The 22,352-nt window shown below is 49.1% G+C and carries 16 protein-coding genes; 9 read left to right on the top strand and 7 right to left on the bottom strand.

Annotated features, from left to right (window positions below; translation table 11 throughout):
• Nucleotides 1-191: 191 nt before the first annotated feature.
• Complete coding sequence (locus AC3ITG_RS30375; RefSeq protein WP_090994860.1) at nt 192-689, bottom strand: antibiotic biosynthesis monooxygenase family protein; 498 nt, start codon at nt 687-689, stop codon at nt 192-194.
• 138 nt (nt 690-827) lie between these two features.
• On the opposite strand from AC3ITG_RS30375, the gene AC3ITG_RS30370 reads away from it, so the two are divergent.
• On the top strand, nt 828-3,149 hold the full coding sequence (locus AC3ITG_RS30370) for a helicase C-terminal domain-containing protein (RefSeq protein WP_489252247.1): 2,322 nt from the start codon (nt 828-830) through the stop codon (nt 3,147-3,149).
• A gap of 165 nt (nt 3,150-3,314) precedes the next feature.
• Nucleotides 3,315-4,787, top strand: a complete 1,473-nt coding sequence (locus tag AC3ITG_RS30365; protein ID WP_489252246.1) for an alpha-amylase — start codon at nt 3,315-3,317, stop codon at nt 4,785-4,787.
• A gap of 118 nt (nt 4,788-4,905) precedes the next feature.
• Here AC3ITG_RS30365 and AC3ITG_RS30360 read toward each other — a convergent pair whose 3' ends face one another.
• The gene (locus AC3ITG_RS30360) at nt 4,906-5,652 is read right to left on the bottom strand and encodes an MBL fold metallo-hydrolase (protein ID WP_489252245.1); all 747 of its coding nucleotides are present in this window, start codon (nt 5,650-5,652) and stop codon (nt 4,906-4,908) included.
• Nucleotides 5,653-5,856: 204 nt separating this feature from the next.
• Here AC3ITG_RS30360 and uxaC point away from each other — a divergent pair, with 204 nt between their 5' ends.
• From uxaC to AC3ITG_RS30340, 4 genes are all read left to right on the top strand, one after another.
• Entirely contained in the window at nt 5,857-7,299 is a 1,443-nt protein-coding gene (uxaC, locus tag AC3ITG_RS30355) for a glucuronate isomerase (RefSeq protein ID WP_413374171.1), read from the top strand.
• A gap of 202 nt (nt 7,300-7,501) precedes the next feature.
• Nucleotides 7,502-8,044 (top strand): MarR family winged helix-turn-helix transcriptional regulator, encoded by a 543-nt coding sequence (locus AC3ITG_RS30350; RefSeq protein WP_413374175.1) that lies wholly within the window; start codon nt 7,502-7,504, stop codon nt 8,042-8,044.
• The gene (locus tag AC3ITG_RS30345; protein WP_489252244.1) at nt 8,041-9,768 is read left to right on the top strand and encodes an ABC transporter ATP-binding protein; all 1,728 of its coding nucleotides are present in this window, start codon (nt 8,041-8,043) and stop codon (nt 9,766-9,768) included. The genes AC3ITG_RS30350 and AC3ITG_RS30345 overlap by 4 nt, the downstream gene beginning before the upstream one ends.
• On the top strand, nt 9,765-11,645 hold the full coding sequence (locus AC3ITG_RS30340) for an ABC transporter ATP-binding protein (protein ID WP_489252243.1): 1,881 nt from the start codon (nt 9,765-9,767) through the stop codon (nt 11,643-11,645). Before AC3ITG_RS30345 ends, AC3ITG_RS30340 begins: the two co-directional genes overlap by 4 nt.
• A 138-nt stretch (nt 11,646-11,783) precedes the next feature.
• Here the strand turns inward: AC3ITG_RS30340 and AC3ITG_RS30335 are convergent.
• Nucleotides 11,784-13,144 (bottom strand): IS1182 family transposase gene (locus AC3ITG_RS30335; protein WP_489252242.1). Its coding sequence is split into 2 segments (ribosomal slippage): nt 11,784-12,574 and nt 12,574-13,144, totalling 1,362 coding nucleotides; the frame shifts between segments, so codons are not numbered across the junction.
• Between the two features lie 194 nt (nt 13,145-13,338).
• Nucleotides 13,339-13,929, bottom strand: coding sequence for a hypothetical protein (locus tag AC3ITG_RS30330; protein WP_489252241.1), 591 nt, complete (start codon nt 13,927-13,929; stop codon nt 13,339-13,341).
• Between the two features lie 199 nt (nt 13,930-14,128).
• Between AC3ITG_RS30330 and AC3ITG_RS30325 the strand changes: the two genes are divergently transcribed.
• The gene (locus AC3ITG_RS30325) at nt 14,129-15,430 is read left to right on the top strand and encodes a serpin family protein (protein ID WP_489252240.1); all 1,302 of its coding nucleotides are present in this window, start codon (nt 14,129-14,131) and stop codon (nt 15,428-15,430) included.
• A 13-nt stretch (nt 15,431-15,443) separates the two neighbouring features.
• Here the strand turns inward: AC3ITG_RS30325 and AC3ITG_RS30320 are convergent, their stop codons facing one another.
• The gene (locus AC3ITG_RS30320) at nt 15,444-16,025 is read right to left on the bottom strand and encodes a GNAT family N-acetyltransferase (protein WP_489252239.1); all 582 of its coding nucleotides are present in this window, start codon (nt 16,023-16,025) and stop codon (nt 15,444-15,446) included.
• 86 nt (nt 16,026-16,111) lie between these two features.
• Complete coding sequence (locus AC3ITG_RS30315; RefSeq protein WP_489252238.1) at nt 16,112-16,735, bottom strand: TetR/AcrR family transcriptional regulator; 624 nt, start codon at nt 16,733-16,735, stop codon at nt 16,112-16,114.
• 180 nt (nt 16,736-16,915) lie between these two features.
• Between AC3ITG_RS30315 and AC3ITG_RS30310 the strand changes: the two genes are divergently transcribed.
• Nucleotides 16,916-19,147 carry an MMPL family transporter gene (locus AC3ITG_RS30310; protein ID WP_489252237.1) on the top strand — a complete coding sequence of 744 codons (2,232 nt, stop codon included), beginning with the start codon at nt 16,916-16,918 and terminating at the stop codon, nt 19,145-19,147.
• A gap of 280 nt (nt 19,148-19,427) precedes the next feature.
• Nucleotides 19,428-20,381: a nucleoside hydrolase gene (locus AC3ITG_RS30305; RefSeq protein ID WP_413374183.1), complete on the top strand. Its 954-nt coding sequence runs from the start codon at nt 19,428-19,430 to the stop codon at nt 20,379-20,381.
• A gap of 160 nt (nt 20,382-20,541) precedes the next feature.
• Here AC3ITG_RS30305 and AC3ITG_RS30300 read toward each other — a convergent pair whose 3' ends face one another.
• Nucleotides 20,542-22,260 carry a methyl-accepting chemotaxis protein gene (locus AC3ITG_RS30300; RefSeq protein WP_489252236.1) on the bottom strand — a complete coding sequence of 573 codons (1,719 nt, stop codon included), beginning with the start codon at nt 22,258-22,260 and terminating at the stop codon, nt 20,542-20,544.
• Nucleotides 22,261-22,352 lie beyond the last annotated feature (92 nt).

Raw genomic sequence — 22,352 nt, 5'->3', positions numbered from 1 at the left:
GGAGAGAGGGGCTTGGGGTCATTCATGACCTCACATATACAAAAAGCCCCTTCCAATTGAAGAAGAGGCGGAAGGGGTTGCATTTTTAAGTGAACATAATTAAATGATGCTTACCCAAAGTGTGATTACAGTATATCTGTAAACTTGTATACAGATTCTGGAGCATAACCATTTGTTTTGCTCCCGTTCGTTTACTCTATGGTGAAGGTCGTGACGAATGAAGGTCTTGGAAACATGGTGGGCTTCTGTGCGGTTAGCCCTTCACTCGTGCTGCGGTTGCGGTGAGCATGGTTATAGGCTTGAGACTGCTGCCAGTTTTTGAAATGATCTTCGGACTGCCAGAGTGTAAGTACGACGTACGTATCGTCCTTTAAAGGACGAAGCACACGAATGCCGACAAAGCCGGGTTCGTCTTCCACTTTGCGTGCACGGTTCTTGAAGCGTTCCTCGAAGTCATTCCGTCCATCTTCGGTTACGGGTATATTGTTGAGAACGGCATAACCGCCGCCTGTCCAGGAGCCTGCGGCATCGAAGGCTTCATACGCCGCTACGTTATCATCGGACTCAATGTTCATCAGACGTTCTGTCGATTCAATGGCCAAACGAACCTGTTCCTCGCTGCGCAAAGTCAGATGCGGATATGCAGCAAGTGCATCCGGAATCGGTGAAGGGACCAAATAGATATACATAGAAGATGCCTCCTCATTTAAGTACATTCCACTTCAACATAGCATATGGGAAGGGACGAGTCCAATCCGCTGATTGGCTGGTTTGAGCACTGCTTTTCATGATAAAGTATAGTCACTACAAACAGAACGGGTGATCGCATGACAACCGCAATTCGAATATCAGTCAGGCCTTTGGTGGAATATGTGTACCGCAGTGGCAGCATACGTCCAGGGTTCCGCACTAATGCATCGATGCAGGAGGGAACCCGGATACACCAACGGGTGCAGAAGGACTACACGGAAGAGGATTTGAAAGAAGTAGTTCTCGAAGTGGAACTGCAGCACGGAGACTTGACCTACATGGTGGAGGGACGATGTGACGGACTGATTCGTCTGGATGGTCAACTGACGGTGGATGAGATCAAATCAACTGCGGGAAATTTGGACGACCTGGGCGATGGGGCCCCAGTACACTGGGCGCAGGCCATGATGTATGCCTATATGTACGCCGTTCAGCATGATGAGCCCCGTATGCAGGTACAACTTACGTACGTGCACACCGTGAACAATGAAGAAAGACGGTTTCGGCGGATGCTGGAACGGCAGGAGCTGGAACAGTTTGCAGCAGAGCTGGTCGCTGGTTACGCGCCATACGCAGAGATGATTGTGGCTTATGAAGAGAAGCGCGATATAAGCGTGCGAGAGCTGCCTTTCCCTTTTCGCAAATACAGAGAGGGACAGCGCAAGCTGGCAGGAGCCGTATACAAGACAATCCGCGAGGGGCAGGGACTGATGGCGAAAGCGCCAACGGGTATTGGCAAAACGATGTCCGTACTGTTTCCCACGGTCAAGGCCATTGGTGAAGGAGAAGCCAAACGATTGTTCTATCTGACCGCGAGAACGACGACGCGAGTGGCGGCAGAAGAGGCTTTTGCCCGGATGCAGGCGGAAGGATTGAAGATGCATGTGATCAGTCTGACCGCAAAGGACAAGATCTGTTTCAAGGAAGAGGAAGCCTGTGATACGGGACAGTGTGGCATGTGCGAAGGGTATTATGACCGTATTAATGGAGCCGTGCTGGATATGCTGGAACATGAGACGTTAATGACACGCCCGGTTATTGAACAGTACGCGCGCAAGCATCGGGTGTGTCCATTTGAATTTTCACTGGATGCTGCGTATGCAGCCGATGCGGTGATCTGCGATTATAACTATATTTTCGACCCGCGCATCTCTCTCAAACGCATGCTGGAGGAGCAGAAGCGCAAGACGGTTTTACTGGTCGATGAGGCACATAATCTGGTCGATCGTGGCCGGATGATGTTTTCGGCAGAGCTGGAGAAGGCGGTCTTTCTGGATGTCAAAAGGGAATTTCAGACGCTGGACAGCAGTGTTACCGCGGCCAAAGCCATCGCGGATCGTACGGGCGCCATCGACAAATACCTGATCACGCTTCGCAAAAACGGTGGGGATGAGGGCAAATTGCTGCAACAGGAGGCGCCGGAGGAACTGATTGAACTGCTGGAGCCTTTTGTCATGGTTGCGGAGCAATGCCTTGTTGAAGGCGGTTCGGGGAATGCGGAGACGGATGAATTGCTGCTGGCAGCCTATTTCACCGCACAGAATTTCCTGCGTATTGCCAAGCTGTACGATGAACGCTTCATTACCTATGCGGAATGTGTACGAAGTGAAGTGCGAGTGAAGCTGTTCTGCCTGGATCCATCTGTGCTGCTGCGCCAGACTGCCAAAGGGTTCCGTTCTACCATTCATTTCTCTGCGACATTGTCACCTCTTGGTTATTACCGGGATATGCTAGGTGCGGAGGAAGAGGATTATACCTTGCGTATTGCTTCGCCTTTCCAGCGGGAGCAGCTGGATGTGAGATTGCTGCCATTATCGATTCGCTATCGGGATCGTGAACGTTCCAGACAGCCAATTGCCAATATGCTGCGCCAATTGGTTGCAGAGTGGCCACATAGCAACCTGCTCGTCTTTTTCCCTTCCTATCCTTATATGCGCGAAGTACATGGGACGTATATGGAACAGCCGGGCGAGGCAGAAGTCGTGATGCAGGAGCAGGGCATGAGTGAAGAGGAACGGGAGGCGTTTCTGAACGCTTTCCAGCCGCATCCTGAACGAACACGATTGGTATTTGCCGTTATGGGTGGTGTATTTTCTGAAGGTGTGGATCTGCCGGGTGATCGTCTGAATGGAGTTGTGGTGGTCGGGGCCGGACTTCCCCAGATTGGTCTGGAGAACAACGTACTCCGCGATTATTATAGTCGGACAGGGCGCAACGGATTCAACTATGCCTATGTTTTTCCCGGCATGAACAAGGTGTTGCAGGCAGGTGGAAGACTGATACGTACGGAAGAGGACAAGGGCGTGCTGGTGCTGGTTGATGATCGTTTCACCGAGGAACCGTATCGTTCATTGCTGCCCGAGGAATGGCAAGACTACACACGGATTTCACCCCAATAATGATATTTAGTTAAAGAACGATCGCAGACTTTTCAGCTTTCTTTTCTGTGCATGATTGAAGGATAGGCCGAAAAGGGTATTACTTGGATAGCATACGAACGAATAAGGACGATACAGATGCGTGCCGTGGTCCGCTTCGAAAGCAATCAAGGAGGTCGGTTGGGAATGAAGAGAAATCATACGATGATGCAGTTTTTTGAATGGCACCTGGCCGCAGACGGAAACCACTGGAAGCGATTGGCCGAAATGGCGCCAGAACTGAAAGCCAAAGGCATCGACTCCGTGTGGGTACCTCCGGTGACCAAAGCCGTCTCTGCAGAGGATACCGGTTACGGCGTATATGACCTGTACGATCTGGGCGAGTTTGACCAGAAGGGCAGCGTGCGCACCAAATATGGCACCAAGCAGGAACTGATCAAGGCGATTGCCGAGTGTCAGAAGAATGGCGTTGCCGTCTATGTGGATCTGGTGATGAACCATAAGGCAGGTGCGGATGAGAAGGAAGTCTTCAAAGTGATTGAGGTTGATCCCAATGATCGGTTGAAGGAAATCTCCAAACCGTTCGAAATCGAGGGCTGGACCAAGTTTACATTTCCGGGCCGCGGGGATCAATACTCCTCTTTCAAATGGAACGCCGAACATTTCAACGGTACCGACTTTGATGCCAAGGAAGAACGAAGCGGTGTGTTTCGCATTGTAGGGGAGAACAAGAATTGGAATCAGAACGTCGACGATGAGTTCGGCAATTATGATTACCTGATGTTCGCCAATATTGATTACAATCACCCGGATGTCCGGCAGGAAATGCTCCAATGGGGAAAATGGCTCATCGATACGCTGCAATGCAGCGGTTTTCGACTGGATGCGATCAAGCATATCAATCACGAATTCATCAAGGAATTCGCTGCTGAGATGATCGGCAAACGGGGGCAGGATTTCTACATTGTGGGCGAGTTCTGGAACTCCAATCTCGATGCATGCCGTGAATTTCTGGATACGGTGGACTATAAGATTGATCTGTTCGATGTGTCCCTGCATTACAAACTTCATGAAGCCTCTCTGGCTGGCCGGGATTTTGATCTTTCCAAGATTTTTGATGACACCCTGGTGCAGACACATCCAACGCATGCTGTAACGTTTGTCGATAACCATGATTCCCAGCCGCATGAAGCGCTGGAATCCTGGGTGGGCGATTGGTTCAAGCCGAGCGCCTATGCGCTGACGCTGTTGCGTCGTGACGGTTACCCGGTTGTCTTTTATGGTGATTATTACGGCATTGGAGGTCCCGAACCTGTCGAGGGTAAGAAGGACATTCTGGATATCCTGATGTCAGCCCGTTACGACAAAGCTTATGGAGAGCAGGAAGATTACTTCGATCACGCGAACACGATTGGGTGGGTACGCCGCGGGTTGGACGAAATCGAAGGCTCCGGTTGTGCAGTAGTTATCTCGAATGGTGATGATGGTGAGAAAAGGATGTTTGTTGGCGAACACCGTGCTGGCGAAGTCTGGACCGATCTGACGCACAGCTGTGAGGATAGCATTACTATTGAGAAAGACGGCTGGGCCACCTTCCATGTATGTGGTGGAGGCGTCTCCGTGTGGGCTCTCCCGGATCAGGGTGAGCAGGGAGAATAAAATATACAGCACTAATCAAAGTGGGTATCTCGTTGCCGTGGAAATGGCTCCGGGATACCCACTTTGGGTTAATTTAGTTTTTAGGAAATAGTTCCCCATGTTTCGTACGAAAACAGAACTACACTTCCAGTTCAAACGACTCCAGCGTGCCCACCATTCTTAGATCATGTTTTTGGTTGAACTGTGCCCGTTTGTCCGCATCCGCGTATTCATCATGATAATGCATGAGCACGGTTTTCTGTCTCACTTCGGCAGGCAGTTGTTGCAGATCCTTCAGTGAGGTGTGTGATTTGATCACCAGATCATGCATATGACATTCGTGGAAAATCAGCTGTACGTCTGCGGCGGCCAGCTTTACCCGTTCCTGATTCAGCGTGCTATCCGCGCTATAGTAGAAGTAGGGCTTTGCAAGAAGGCCATTGCTGACCATACCCGGCACGTGCTGTGTTCGAAAAGTCTCAAATGTCACGCCCCCCAGCTCAAATGTGCCTCCATCCGGTAAAGGTACGATATCATAATAGTCGCTCATCGTACGCTCCCCATCGGTTGTATAACGCATGCCTGGGGATAAAATATTCCATAACGGATCAACCAGTTCTTTGTGGATAAACAGACGTGGCTTGCGGTCGCCCACAATCTGTGAATAATATCCGAGCATCTGTACTCCGTTAATATGATCTTCATGCAGATGGGTGATAAACACATTGTGAATATCTGTCATTGGATAGCCGTATTCCTTTAATGCTTTTGCATTGGATTCCGGAAAATCAATCACCAGATGTGTATCGCCGAATTCGGCCAGCATACTGTTGTGGTGTTGCTCTACACTGAACATGTCTCCTGTACCGAGAAATGTTATTTTCATCCATTTCATCTCCTTCTACTATCTTCAGATCAGCATCAATTAGATTAAAACCAGTATACCTCGTTCCAGGAAATATGCCTAAATCAACCTTTTGTGATAACGCTATCATTTTATATTGAACTTTGTGGGCAAACAGTGTAGCGTAAAGATTGGGAAGTAAACCCATATGAACGTAAACTCACCTAAAGGGAGCGTGCGAGACGAATGAAGTCTTTTCTGGATGAACAATTTTTGCTGCACAATGAAACGGCGATCAAGTTATATGAGGACTATGCGAAGGACATGCCGATTATTGACTATCACTGCCACTTGAGTCCACAGGAGATCTACGAGAATAAAACCTTTGGCAATATTACAGAGGCTTGGTTATACGGTGATCACTACAAATGGCGGCTGATGCGCGCAAACGGAATTGAGGAGCAGTACATTACGGGTGGAGAGGGTGTAACCGATTACGATCGTTTTCTGGCGTATGCCAAAACCGTACCGATGATGATTGGTAACCCGCTTTACGCGTGGTCTCATTTGGAATTACAGCGTTATTTCGGTGTCTATGAAGTGTTGAATGAGACGAGCGCCCCGGCCATCTGGGAAAAAGTAAATGCAAAACTGAACAGTGACGGATTCGGTGCACGTGATCTCATTACCAAATCCAATGTGACCGTGGTATGCACAACGGATGATCCATGTGATTCCTTGGAATATCACCTGAAGATTCAGGAAATTGAAGGATTCGATACCGCAGTATTGCCTTCATTCCGGCCGGATAAAGGCTTGGAACTGAACCGCGATACATTCTCGGAATGGGTAGGCAAGCTGTCGCAGGCAGCCGGAACGGAGATTTCCGATTATGACTCATTCCTCTCCGCTCTGGAATCACGGGTAGAGTTCTTCCACTCCGTAGGAGGCCGGGTGTCTGACCATGCACTCGATTATGTACCTTACGGCACGGCCACACGTGAGGAAGCAGCAGCGATTTTTGCCAAAGCCATTGCAGGCGAGAAGGTCAGTCGTGAGGAAGAGGACAAGTACAAGACGGTAACGCTGACTTTCCTCGGCAAGCTGTACGCAGATCGAGGCTGGGTAATGCAGTTCCATATTAATGCGGCCCGCAATAATAACAGCCGTATGCTCGCCCAGCTTGGTCCGGATACCGGATATGATTCCGTTAATGATACGCCGCTTTCCTCAGCCATGATCGGTTTGCTCGATGCGCTGGAGCAGCAGCAAGCGTTGCCGAAAACGATCTTGTATTCCTTGAATCCTCGGGACAATGAAGTGCTCGCAGCGATTATCGGCAGTTTCCAGGGCGGCGGTATTCCAGGCAAAATTCAGCTTGGTGCAGCATGGTGGTTCAATGATACGAAGGATGGCATGCTCGCTCAAATGAAGGCGCTGGCGAATGTAGGTCTGATCAGCCGTTTCGTCGGCATGCTAACCGATTCCCGCAGTTTCCTCTCCTACACACGACATGAGTATTTCCGCCGCCTGGTCTGCAACCTTATCGGTGAATGGGCCGAACAAGGCGAGGTACCGCATGATATGGATCTACTTGGACAGATCGTACAAGGCATTGCATACAACAATGCGAAGGAATATTTCCCTTTTGCTTCTGCGTTGAAAACTGTTTCTGCTTCGCAGTCCTGATTCTTCTATATATGGTTCAAAACCGGGGCTTTAAAGTCACGGTTTTTTTGTTGTGCATTTGCTGTTTGACTTTCAACTTTTGCAGGAATATACTTAGTGCACCTAATTAATTGATTGGCTATTTAATTGGAATGCTATTTAATAGATGTCCTATGATGTTGGACCTCTATGGAATGATAATGAAAATAAGGGGGGGACAATAATGACTGGCATAGATCCGGTTGCCCAGAAGCTTTTGTATTCCATCATGCAGTTTAATAAAGGCAAATGGAGGCAACATAAACCGCATGGGCGTAATCACAATGAAATTATGGTTCTGGGTTGTTTACTCCACGGCATGCATCCGGGAGAACGATTGAATTGGCAGGATAATCCTCCTAACTTCAATGACACGCTACATTCAAAACACCCAGGACTGAAAGTATCGGAAATTAGTGCTTTGTTGCGAGTGAAATCGCCGACGATTACTCCTGTCATTCGAGGGCTTGAAGACGAAGGGCTGGTTGAACGAACCATGGACCCGGAGGATCGTCGCGCAGTCCGCATCACCATTACCGAAGCAGGTCGGGAAATTATTCGGGCGGCACATCAGGAGCGCATGGAGATATTTAATAAGCTCGTTGAGCATCTGGGTGAGGAAGACAGTCTTCAATTAGCGGCATTGTTGACCAAGGTGTACACCTTTTTTGATACAAGGGTTTCCCAACAGACGGATGCGTCCACACAAGGAGATGATAAGCCATGATGAAATTGTTTCGCATGCTTAAGCCTTACCGAGTCCCCATTTTCTTCATACTGGGTTTGGTGCTGTTACAGTCGCTAGCTGAACTGTATTTGCCAACCCTGATGGCGGACATCGTTAATGGCGGCATAATAAAAGGAGATGTTCCATACATTTGGCAGATTGGTGGCTGGATGCTGGTGATTGCGATAGCAGGCACGGCTTGTTCTATAACAGCCAGTTACCTTTCATCCCGCACAGCGGGTGGATTTGCCAAACAGCTGCGCAGCAGAGTATTCCGCCATGTGGAGAACTATTCGCTGCAGGAATTTGATAAATTGGGTACAGCTTCACTAATCACTCGTACCACAAATGATATTACGCAGGTCCAGAACGTATTAACGATGATGCTGCGCATGATGGTTATGGCTCCGATGATGTGTATCGGTGGTATCTTCATGGCGGTATCCCAAGATGCCAAATTATCGACCATCTTCCTGGTTGTCCTGCCTGTACTGGCTGGAGCCATTGCACTGATTGGTGCGAAAGGTCTGCCTTTGTTCAAACAAATTCAGAAAAAACTCGACCGACTCAATCTGGTCCTGCGTGAGCAACTAACTGGGATTCGCGTGGTTCGTTCCTTTAATCGTGGGGAACATGAACGTGCTCGCTTTAATGGAGCCAATACAGATCTGAGAGACGTTTCCATTAAAGTGAATGTGCTCATGGCAACATTAATGCCTGTTATGATGCTGGTTATGAACTTTTCAATGATTGCCATCCTGTATTTCGGTGGACAGCGTATCGACAGCGGGAATATGAATATTGGTTCATTAATTGCCTTTATTCAATATGCGATGCAGATCATGTTCTCCCTCATTATGGTCTCCATTATCTTTGTCATGATTCCAAGAGCTTCGGCTTCGGCAGAGCGGATCAACGAAGTATTGGATATGCATCCGGATCTCAGCAACCCAGAGCAGCCTCGTGAGATGAAATCGCTGCAAGGCACGATTGAATTCGATAACGTGACATTCCGTTATCCGGGTGCGGAAAATGCTGCGTTGTCAGGCATTTCATTTACGGCACGCCCGGGTGAGACCACAGCGATTATTGGGGGTACGGGCTCAGGTAAATCCACATTGCTCAGTCTCATTCCACGTTTCTATGATGTAACGGAGGGCAGTGTACGGGTAAATGGAACAGATGTCCGTGAGCTACGGCAGGAAGATCTGCGGGCCAAAATCGGATTTGTACCACAAAAAGCGATTCTTTTCACCGGAACAATTGCGGAGAATATCCGCCACGGGAAGGATGACGCCACGATGGAGGAGATTGTTCGAGCCGCTCAAACGGCCCAGGCAGAGAACTTCATTACGGAGATGAAAGACGGTTACGACAGCGTCATTGCACAGGGAGGTAACAACGTATCGGGTGGACAGAAGCAGCGTTTGTCCATTGCACGCGCACTGATTCGCCGTCCAGAAGTATATATTTTTGACGACAGCTTCTCGGCTCTTGATTTCAAAACGGATGCCAAACTTCGTGCTGCCCTGAAGTCCGAAACGACTGAAGCAGCGGTGCTAATTGTAGCTCAGCGCGTAAGTACGGTTATGGATGCGGATCGCATTCTGGTTATGGATGAGGGACGGATTGTCGGATCGGGAACACATAAAGAGCTGATGGAGCACAATGAAGTATATCGCGAGATTGTATCCTCCCAGCTGACAGAGGAGGAGATCGCATGAGTGAACGTTCAGAACGCAAGTCATCTCGTCCCCCTGGCGGGCCGGGTCATCCCGGAGGCGGAATGGGCATGCGGCCTCCCGTGGAGAAAGCGAAGGATTTCAAAGGTACACTGCGGCGCTTGATGCGGTATCTTCAACCCCACAGCTACCGTTTGCTGGGTGTGCTGGTTGCTGCGATTCTAAGTACCGTGTTCAGCATTATCAGCCCGAAGGTTATGGCAGAAGGTACGGATATTCTCAGTAAAGGCGCTATTGCCATTCTTCAGGGTGTGCAGGGGGCTGGCATTGATTTTCCTGCCTTGATGAAAGTTTTGTATCTGCTTGTGGGACTCTATCTGTTTAGTGCTGCTTTCATGTACATTCAGCAATATCTGATGGCTGGTGTAGCTCAGCGAGTTGTGTATGACATGCGTGAGCAGATCAGCGCCAAGGTGGGACGTCTGCCACTGAAATATTTTGACTCCCGTACCCACGGGGAAACATTAAGCCGGGCGACAAACGATGTGGACAACATCAGTAATACGCTCCAGCAAAGTTTGGCTCAGTTCATTACGTCTGTAGTTACCATTGTCGGGGTTATCATCATGATGTTGACCATTAGTCCTTGGATGACCCTGATTACCATTTTGACACTGCCATTAAGCGTAGTTGTTGTGATGATGGTGGCATCCCGTTCGCAAAAACACTTTGCAGGCCAGCAGAAATCACTTGGTGAATTGAACGGCCATGTCGAGGAAATGTACACCGGACACAAAGTGGTTAAAGCCTTTGGACGGGAAGAACATTCGGTAGAACAGTTCGAAAAAGTGAACGAAGAGCTGTATGAATCCGGTTGGAAAGCCCAGTTTATCTCGGGGATTATCATGCCACTGATGACGTTTGTAGGTAACCTTGGTTATGTGCTGATTTGTGTGGTCGGCGGGATCTTTGTTATGCGTGGTGCCATCTCCATCGGGGATATCCTTGCATTCACACAGTACTCCCGTCAGTTCACTCAGCCGATTAACCAGATTGCCAACATCTCGAATATCATTCAGTCCACCATCGCTTCGGCGGAGCGGGTATTTGAATTGCTGGATGAAGAGGAAGAGGTTCCAGAGTCTTCGAAACCAGTACAATTGCAGCAACCACAGGGTGCCGTTGCATTCCATGGTGTGAATTTTGGATATAAAGCGGATGAGTTACTCATTCATAATATGAATATTGATGTAAAACCGGGTCAGACGGTAGCCATTGTTGGGCCGACTGGAGCGGGGAAAACAACGTTGATCAACCTCCTGATGCGTTTCTACGAAATTCAGGACGGCCAAATTACGATTGACGGTGTTAATATCGTGGACATGGAACGTGGCAAGCTGCGCAGCCTGTTTGGGATGGTACTTCAGGACACATGGCTGTTCAACGGAACGATCCGTGACAACATCGCCTATGGCCGAGAAGGCGCAACGGAAGAAGAAGTCATCAAGGCAGCCGATGCGGCTCATGCCGATCACTTCATTCGTACCTTGCCTGATGGATATGATACGGTACTGAATGAAGAAGCATCGAACATTTCACAGGGCCAGAAGCAATTGCTGACGATTGCGAGAGCAATTCTGGCGAATCCGGCCATTCTGATTCTGGATGAGGCAACGAGCAGTGTCGATACACGGACCGAAGTGTTCATCCAGAAAGCGATGAATGATCTGATGAAGGATCGCACCAGCTTTGTCATTGCCCACAGATTGTCCACCATTCGCGGAGCCGACCTGATTCTTGTCATGGATCATGGTAACGTGATTGAGCAGGGTAATCATGAGGAATTGATGGAGAAACAAGGCTTCTATGCTGATCTGTACAATAGTCAGTTTACGGAGCAACAGCCACAGGCGATCTGATCCTAGATGGCGTTAACATAATAGCCGGGTTCACCCTTTGGGTGAACCCGGCTCAGCTTGTCGAGAAACCCAGTCATTTTCATGACATCGGGTTTCTCTTTTAGTTTTGGCAGATGTAAAATTGGGAAATCGGAGGGGTTACCCCCGTTTCTCCAGGCGATCCAGGTGGATCGCCATCTTCTTCATGTTCTGCACGGCTGCCGTCATCAGTGCTTGTTCCCTGACGTTTGGTAGCCCTCGCAAACGGCAATAGCGAAACCCGTGGAGCTCTTTAGCATCCGCGAAGCTTCGCTCAATTGTTTCTTTTCGTTTGCGGTACAACTGTTTGCCTGACTTGCTGAGTCGGTTATTCCGTACCCAATCCTTGCTGTCTTCCCAGACATGCCGGGTCACCACCTTCCGGCGGTTTCGGGATTGCGTACATTGGTCCAGCAAGGGGCAGTTCTTGCAATGCTCTGGATTTGACGTGTACTGCCGGTAGCCTTTTCGATCCGTTGTGCGGTAACTCAGTTCGTGATTTGCAGGGCAGACATAACGATTTCGTTCCGCATCAAATGTAAACTTCCATTTCGGAAACAACCCTTGCTTGGAATGAAATCTTCGGTGGGCAATCACTGCAAAAATCTTTCGGCTTTGCAATCCTCGGCAAATTGGCGTGGTTAAATAACCCGAATCTAGGGCAACGGCTTCGATCTTAAAGTCAAAACGTTCTCGCTGGCGATCCAGACGCGACAAATAGGGAACAGAATCATGAACATTTCCCGGTGTGACATGCACGTCCGTAATAAGATTGTACTTGGCATCCACGGTGCGGTGGTCCAGATAAAAGAAGCCCTCGGGCTTACCGTCTCGAATCATATACCCGCTGTCCGGATCAGTCTTGCTCACTTTAATTTCTTTATGCTCAGTCACTTCCTCTCTAGGTTTTAGGGCTTTTTTCCGTGCTCTTTCCGGTCCTCCGCCACAGCGGCGTTAAGCTCGTCCACGTAATCTTTGGTATTTTGCAGTACTTGCTGTTTGGTGTATTGGTGCTTGTTGGCATTCGCTTTAACATGAGTTGAATCGGTCACCAGAACACGTCCGCCGACCATCCGATGCGAAATGGCCTGCATGACAATCTCATCGAAAATATCCTGAAAGATGTTTGTATCTTTGAAGCGAGTTCGCCGGTTCCAGCTAATGGTTGTATGGTCCGGAACCTTGTCGGTCAACCCGAGTCCTAAAAACCAGCGGTAAGCTAGATTCATCTGAATCTCCCGTTCCAGTTGGCGTTCAGAACGGATGCCGTAAAAGTAACCCAGAAAAATCATTTTGAACAATACGATTGGATCTATCGCAGGACGTCCGTTATCCGCACAGTATAGGGGGCGAACCATTTCATCAATAAAAGAAAAATCAATATATTTATCTACTTTACGGAGCAGATGATCTTGTGGGACCAAATCTTCTATGGAAACAAATTCGTAAGATTGCTGTTTTTCTCGGTTGGAACGTAGCATGTAGAACACCATCCGTTCTATAAAATAGTTACCTATATTATACAACATTAACGCGGTGTCGTCTTAAATGGTTTGGATATAAAGATAGCTGTCGAGACTTTCTCGACAGCCTGAGCCGGGTTCACCCTTTGGGTGAACCCGGCTATTTGTTTGTGACCAATGTAAGTATGCCACGATATCATTTCTTCTTTCTTTTAATTCTCTTTCGAATCCTCTGGAGCTTTACCTTCGCTGTTGCTCGATGACGTCTTCACTTCCAATTTTGGAGCGTCTTCTGCTTCCTCAAGCGCAGAAGGCGCTGGCTCACCCGGTATCAATTCACGCTGCTCGATCATGCGTTTCACAACCTCATAACAGTCCTCGACATGTTTGTTACCGACATAACGCATGGCCGTGAAGCTGAGCGCGGCAGCCAGTCCCTGGCCTGCAAAGGGGACAAATTTGGCGACTGATTTGGTAGCTACGCGTACCCCGACCCTTTTCAGAACCTGTACCACCAGCTCTTTGGTTACCATACGTCCGATGACTTTACTTCCGATGGACATGACGAATCCGTAGATCATGGATTTGGTCTCAGGGTCCATACCGTCGAGCTGCTTTTGCGATAATCCGAATTTATTGTTAATGGCAGGCAATAGCTGCATAAGCATCCCCACATCGGCCAGGACGTCTGTACCTGGAAGAGGAACGAGTGTTGTACCAGCGGAAGCGGTGGCTCTCTTTTTGACCATGGTACGGCATTCCTTGCGAATTTGCTCCAATTGTTCCAACGTTGCCGGAATCATAGGGAATCCCTCCATTCGTATATGGTATAGATATAACCGTTTTGACTCGTTTTGAATGGTGTTTATTACAGTAGAAATTGTTGACCATGGCATATGAGTGTAAAGTAACCTTTTTTCTCAACCGTACGTCTAGTAAAAAAAGGAAATCAGTGAATTGCTAAGACGGGTATCTGAGTATTACGGATGAGGGGGGATTACGATGCATGCACGGTTAGGAGTATTACTGTTATTATGCTGTATAACTGGGCTGATCATTACGAGCTGTTCAGCAAAGGGTGACCCGAACAAGATGCAATTCAATTCGAATCAGGAGCTATCCGAGTCAGAACGAAATGCTGCTCTGAAAGAGATCGAACCCGAAAGAATCCAAGCCATGAACACCATTGGGCTGAACATTCTTCAACAGATGGGTACAAAAGATAAGACTGACGGAAATAATCTGCTGATCTCTCCTTACAGCATTGCGGCGGCGATTGGCATGGCATATAACGGTAGCGTAGGTGAGACTAGGCGAGAGATGGCAGACGTAATGGGCTGGTCGGGGCTAGAAATGGAGCAAGTGAATGCTTCTCAAGCGGCTTTGCAGCAGTTGTTGACCCATCCGGGAAAAGGCATACAGATCGGTATAGCGAACTCCATGTGGATGAAGGACGGAATCCCGGTAGAGGAGACGTATCAAACAACCGTACAGCAAACTTATGAAGCCGAGATCAGGACGTTAAATGGACAACCAGCACAAGCAAAGGAAGAGATCAATCAATGGGTGAAGCAGCACACCGAAGGCATGATTCCAAATTTGATGCAGGAACCTCCTGCAAAGGAAACCCTGATGATTCTGGTGAATGCCATTGCATTTGATGGTAACTGGATGGATGAGTTTGACCCGGAGTACACGACGGATGAAGAGTTCAAGCTGGCAAATGGAAAGCACCTGTCTGTGCGGATGATGCATCAGACGAAGCAGTTCCAATACTCGGAGAATGAGGACTGGCAGGCGGTTAGGCTGCCTTACGGAGAAGGACAGATGCATCTGCTTGTCGTTTTGCCGCGAGAGGGGCGTACACTGGAAGAGGTTCAGCAGCAGTTGCTGGATGACCCGAAACGGCTGGATACTGGTTCTGAATACAGGTTGGTTGGGCTGTCCTTGCCACGTTTTCGTGCGGAATACGGCATGAACCTGAAAGAGACGTTGCAACAGTTGGGTATGGAGAAAGCTTTTGACCCTTATGCCGCAGATTTTACGAAAATGATTCCTCGTGACCCGAATTGGCAGGCATACATTGGTCAGGTATTGCATCGCGCCGTGATGGAAGTGAGCGAGCAAGGGACTGAAGCGGCAGCTTCAACGCTGGTGGAGATGCAGGCCGGAAGTGCACCACCCACAGATTGGATCAAGATGGAGGTCAATCGTCCATTTATGGTTGCTGTAGTGCATAAATCCACTGGAGCATGGTTATTTGCCGGGAACGTAAACCAACCGGAAGAGATTCCCTCCAGGTAGCACGTAGTCTTCGTTATCCAAGTCTGCTGACATGCCGCTCTCGGAATTCATTCTCCAGCATGCTCATCTGAATGGCATCGTGATATTGATGATTGTAATACAAGGCATCTCGCCGTAAACCTTCACGTTGAAATCCTAGTTTCTCATATGTACGAATCGCACGTTGATTGAAGGCATACACTTCAAGCTCGATTCGGTGCAGATTGCAGATGCCAAAACCGTAGTCTAGCATAAGCAGCAATGCCTCGCTGCCATAGCCTTTTCCTTGATGCTCTGTATGGTCGATGGCGATCCGAATGTGCGCACTGCGATTTTTGGTATGCATGTCCATCAGGGCAATCTCTCCGATGACCTGGTCATTCTCCTGCAAGGCAATCAGCAGCATCAAGCGTGAGTCATCCTGGGCCGCGTTTTCGATGTAGCGTTCTACTTGGGTACGGGTGAAGCTGTTTTGTGTCCCGGTGAGTCTGCGCATCTCGGCGTCAAACAATCCGGGGAAATAGGTATCAACATCAGTCGATTCAAATGGACGCAGATAGATGCGCTTCGTTTCCAACAGACGTGGGATGCGTGGGGACGATGTTGGTTGAGACATGGGTCATTCCTCCTGTGGGTTCAAATCGTTATGCAGGACCGATCGAGCTGGTATCGCAGAGCATTGGCCAATGCCTGGAGAGGTCTTTACGTCTTGTGAGCGGCTCCATCCAGAAATAAAGCTACCAGCTCACGTGCCAGATCGGCAATCGTTGCATGCATGTCGCGCACGCCTTCACGGTTTGCCAGCATCAGCAAGGACGTAAACGCATGGGCAAGCAGCATCGGATTGGCAGAACGTAAATAACCGTTGTCCATCTCCCGCTTAAAGTGGGTGGCAAGGACTTCATAGATGCGGACTTCGGCTTCACGGATCTGGGCCAGCTGATCTGCATTCAGATAGGTATTGGCTTCACGCATCATGGTCTCGGTATCGACGTGGGATTGTTGCATCCGTCCTTCCGCAACTTTCTCCAACCGCTCTTGCAATGTACCGGGTGCATCCATACGGAGAGCGGTTTGCTGCATGCCCATGGCCATCATACTGGTGATGGCGACGGTGAATAGCTGCGGTTTGCTGGAAAAATGATAATAGATTGATGCTTTGGTCACGCCACATAGCGAGGCAATTTGCTGGAGAGAGACGGGCTCATATCCGTATTCCATAAATAGCCGCGAGGCGGTCATCAGTATTTTCGACTGGGCTGATGCCTGATCGGCACCGGCCTTGGGCCTACCCGGAGAGCGGGGAGGGTTCGTTTTTTTGCTCATGGTTGCATACCTCTTTACTTATTCATGTTGGCTGTACAAAAGTGTTCACAAAATTAGTATTTGCAATATTAACCTTCCGGTATATATAATTAAATCAATTATACTATGACCCGTGGTTCATTTCTATATTTATCACATAAAAACGGCTTCATAGAACCAAAATAGGGAGATGAAGAGACAATGCAAGAAGGTTCGAGCTACGGCCGCTGGGTTGCCGGCAAACGAAGCAAATGGATTACACTGTTGGTATGGATCATCATCGCGGTTGTTCTTGGTGTGGTGTGGCCTGCTGTAGGTGATCGTGAAACGAATAACGCGCAGGATCTGAGTGATTCCAAGCCATCGGTGCAGGCGGCAGTAGTTGCCCAGAAAGAATTTCCCGGCGGCGAAGGTATTCCCGCTCTCATCGTATGGCGTCAAGCCGGCGGGCTGACCGATGAACAGATTGAGAACATTCAGGCGTTAACGGAGCGACTGGATCAAGATCCGGTGGAGCAGCAGCAATCTGTTGTACCACTATTTCAGTTGCCGCCACAGGCTTTAAAAGGTCAGCTTTCGGAAGACGGAAGCACCTTGGTGATGCCGCTCTTTTTCAATCAGGAAGCTGATTCATCACAGCTGAAGGAAGGCATTGAAGCGTTGGAGCAGAAAACGAAAGACATTTTTGGCTCCAACCCATTTGACGTTGCCATTGATGATGCCAGCGCACTAAGTGCACGGGTTACAGGTCCGGTTGGGATATCGATTGATGCAAGTGGGCTGTTCTCATCTGCGGATGTATCCCTGCTGATTGCAACAGTTGTACTTGTACTTGTGCTGTTGCTGTTGATCTACCGTTCGCCAGTACTGGCGATTATCCCGATTATTGCAGTTGGGTTCGCTTATATGGTCACTAGTCCGATTCTCGGATTTATGGCGGATCAGGGTTGGATTACAGTGGACGCGCAGTCCATCTCGATTATGACAGTGCTGTTGTTCGGCGCAGGAACGGACTATTGCCTGTTCATGATCTCCAGATTCCGTCAAGTTCTCTATCATGAGCCGGATAAAAAGAAAGCACTCTTCCAGGCGATTACCGGATCGTCCGGTGCGATTGCCATGAGTGGATTTACAGTTGTTGCAGCACTGCTTGTACTGCTGTTCGCAGAATATGGTGCCTATCACCGTTTTGCCGTACCATTCAGTTTATCCATCTTCATCATGTTTATTGCGAGCCTGACGCTGGTTCCGGCTTTGCTCGCGATCTTCGGTCGGGGCTCATTCTACCCGTTTGTACCGCGGACGCACGATATGGAAGTGGAACGTGCAAAGAAAAAAGGCAAACCAGCACCTGCTCCGCGTAAAATCAAGGAAAGCTGGATTGGCCGTACAGTAGTAACCAAACCGTGGACAGTATTGGCGATTACGCTGGTATTGTTGGGTGGACTGGCTGCTTTTTCTAGCCAAATTAAATTCACTTATGACTTGCTATCGTCCTTCCCGGAGAATGTTGCATCTCGTGAAGGTTTCAAAGTCATTGGAGAACAGTTCTCGGAAGGTGAACTCGCTCCGGCGAAAGTGATTATCGATACAGAAGGCAGCGAGACAGATCTGAAACAACGTCTGGAATCGCTGGATTACGTAAGCAAGGTGGGTGAAGCGCAGCAGGGTGCTGAGAATGCAAACATCACCGCTTACGATGTGGAATTCAATCTGAATCCATACTCGATGGAGGCGATGCAGCATATCCCGGATCTGCGGGCAACGGCTGAACAGGCATTGAAAGATGCTGGAATAACAAGCGTAGACAGCCATGTCTGGATCGACGGTCAGACGGCTGAGCAGTATGATATCGAAGTCACTGGAGAGCGGGATGCCAGCATCATTATCCCAGTAGTGATCGGAATGATCACGTTGCTGCTGCTGTTATACCTGCGTTCCGTCGTAGCGACGGCGTATCTGATCGCGACAGTAGTACTATCCTATTTCTCTGCATTGGGCTTGGGATGGCTCATTATTCACTATGGACTGGGAGCAGACGCCATTCAGGGAGCGATTCCGCTGTATTCCTTCGTATTCCTTGTGGCGCTGGGTGAGGACTACAACATCTTCATGATCTCAAGCATCTGGCAAAAACGCAAAACGATGCCACTTCGCCAAGCGATCAAGGAAGGTGTGGGCGAAACCGGATCTGTTATTACTTCCGCAGGTCTGATTCTCGCAGGTACGTTTGCTGTACTGGCAACACTGCCTATACAGGTGCTAGTGCAGTTCGGTATTATCACGGCTGCGGGTGTCTTGCTCGATACGTTCCTTGTTCGACCGTTCATGGTGCCAGCCATTACAACGTTGCTGGGCAAATGGGCTTTCTGGCCAGGCAAGTATGTGCCTGTTGCAGAGAAAGCCAAAGAGAAACAAAAACAATCCATGTAATCGATGGATAGATTCAGACAAGGACAGTGGGGACCTCAAGCCTACTGTCCTTGTTTTTTTACCATTTTCATATTGGAATGCAGGTTGATCCGGGTATATGTTGAGATGGAATGGGGGAACTGTAAAATATCCGCAGAAACAGAACTGGTCGCTATTTTCTTTGTACGAGGAAGGTTTACGTGGCCAAGGGTTTTGGGACATAATAGAGGTAACGTCGGCCACGGGCAGACGGACGGGATGAACATCAATGGGACAACCAGGGGGAAGGATGAAAACAAGCATGACGAACCAACTTAATGTGTACTTTAACCATGACGGCGGCGTGGATGACCTCGTATCGCTGTTCATGCTTCTGCAAATGGACAATGTAAATGTAACCGGTGTATCGGTTATTCCGGCAGACGGATATCTGGAGCCAGCTACAGATGCCAGCCGTAAAATTATCGATCGCTTCGGCACATATTCCGTAGAGGTAGCGAAATCCAACTCCAGAGGTAAAAATCCGTTTCCTGCGGCATGGAGATTGCATTCCTTCTATGTAGATGCACTTCCAGTACTGAACGAATCCGGCAAAATGGAAGCTCCTTTGTCTTCCGTTCCGGCTCACCAGCATTTAATTGAGAAAGTGCGCAACACCGAAGGCAAAACGCTGCTCCTGTTCACAGGACCGCTGACTGACCTCGCGCGTGCACTGGACGAAGCACCAGACATTGAAGAGAAAATCGACAAGCTTGTATGGATGGGTGGTACGTTCGAAAGAGGGAACGTCGAAGAGCCTGAGCATGATGGCACAGCAGAATGGAACGTATTCTGGGACCCTGAAGCGGCTTACCGTGTATGGCAGAGCGGAATCCAGATTGATCTGGTAGCCCTGGAAAGCACAAACAAAGTACCTCTGACACCTGCTGTACGTAATCGTTGGGCTGCAGAGCGTCGCTTTGAAGGCGTTGACTTCCTGGGTAACTGTTACGCAGGATGTCCGCCACTGGTGTACAGTGAAACGAATTCCACGTACTATCTGTGGGATGTGTTGACTACGGCTTCCGTTGGACGTGAGGACATCGTGAAGAAGAAAACCGTGAACTGTATTGTTATCCCGGATGGTCCAAGCCAGGGCCGTACGGTGGAACAAACAGACGGGCGTCCAGTACAACTCGTGTATGATACCGATCCAGAAGCGTTCTTCACATACATGACGGATTTGGGCAAAAAAGCTGCTCCGCAGCGTTATTAATTCAGGCAGCCGCAAGGCCAGTCTCCATTAAAATGACAACAATAAAAAGCCGCAGGCAGAGTGAACAGGAATGGGGTAATCCCCATGTTTCCGTTCCCTGCCTTGCGGCTTTTTTGTATTCATCTGGTGGGCTCTATTGATTGCTCATCTGCAATCGGATTTATATTTTGAATCGGCTTATCAACCCGTTCAACTCACTGGACAACACACGAAGGGATTCCGCAGATGTGCTCATCTCATCCATCGATTGCAGCTGCCCGTCAGTTGCAGCCGATACCTCCTGAATGCTGGAAGAGGACTTGCGCGAGATATGTTCCATATCTTCAACGGAAGCGGATACTTCTTCGGCACTGGCGGAGAGCTGTTCGGAAGCGGCGGACACTTCGTGCAGACGTTCATTCATCGTCTCAATGCCGGAATGAATGGACGTGAATGAACGTCCTGCTTCTTGAACAACTGCAAGACCGGCCTGAACTTCTGAGGTACTGGCCGACATATGCGAAGATAAAACGGCAGTCTGGCGTGTCATTTCGGCGATCAGTTCAGTCACATGATGGGACGATTGCTCTGATTCCCCTGCAAGCTTCCGAACCTCGGAAGCAACAACGGCGAATCCGCTGCCATGTTCCCCGGCCCGAGCGGCTTCAATGCTTGCATTCAATGCCAGCAGACTGGTCTGAGAAGCGATGCCCTTCATCATGTGGGCTACCGATTCAATTTTGCTGGAGTATTGCGCAAGCTGGGAGGTAGATGCTTCCATCTGAGCGTTGGCCTGATGGATTTTGTCCATGCGGTCAATCGCTGTGTTGATGTTGGTCTGGCCCTGTATCGCGTTATGGGTCGTCTCCTCGGATACATCAGCCACCATGGAAGATGAATTCGCAATATGCTGCATGCTACGTGTAATTTCCTCCATTGCTACAGTAACTTCGCCTGCCCGTGCAACCTGCTCCGCAGCGCCTTTGGCTGTGTGGTCTGTGTGCTCAGCAATGCGCTGGCTGGCTTCCGCTGTCGCCAGCGAGTGTCTGGATACCCCTTCGGCGGCTTGCAGCAGGGAATCGGAGCTTTTGCGGATGCCTGTCATGACATCTCGTGTATCTGTTACCAGATGTTTGAACTCCGAGGCCAATTGCCCAACCTCATCCTTCCGTCCAAGCTCGACATCGACAGTCAGATCACCTTTGCCCACCTCAGCAATGATCTTCTTCAGTTTCACCAGAGGACGTGTCAAATAATGAGCAAATCCATAGACCAGCAGCACGCTGAGTAATACGATGGCAAGGGCAGTCCAGATCATGGTCATTCGATTGCGTGTCATTAGCTCGTAGACGGCAGTGGAGTCGAGGTCGGCGCCAACGAGACCAAGCAGTTCCCCATTAACCCCATGAATCGGTACATAGGCTGTAATCGTTGCGCCGTACTCATCCTGGGTCAGATCGCCCCGGAAAGGTTCGTTTTGTGCAAAGGCTTTCAGCATTCCCGCATATTGGTTCTCTTCAGGGGACCCGTAGGGAGAGAAATCATCCTCTTCCACATCCGGAGCAGCGCCATCCACCACGTAATAATACGATGCGGCTCCGTTCTCTTCACGCTTACCAAGCGTGTATAGATACTTCAACCCATTGGCCTGGCGAAGCTGGCTGAGTTGTTCGCGCAAGGTATCGTAATACTCGGTTTGATCCTGTCCTGTACTGAGCGGCGCATACAGGGAGGTGTCGATGGATTGTGCTGCTCGTTCGGCAACAGCCTGTGCCTGCATGCCCATTGATTGTTCAACCAACTGTGCAGATGAGCGATACATGGTAATGCCAAGAACTGCTCCTGCCGCCAGCATCAGACAGGAAAAAAATAAAAAGATACGCATAAACAAACTGTTCATTAGTAGAAATGTTCCCCCTTGATATATAAAACTATGAATTCTTATATTGAAGTTGAATGAATCGTCATATTGGAACTGAGTTTCTTTTCTTG

This window comes from Paenibacillus sp. GL_099_B (assembly GCF_057835695.1).
This window is presented reverse-complemented; position numbering and strand designations above follow the sequence as displayed.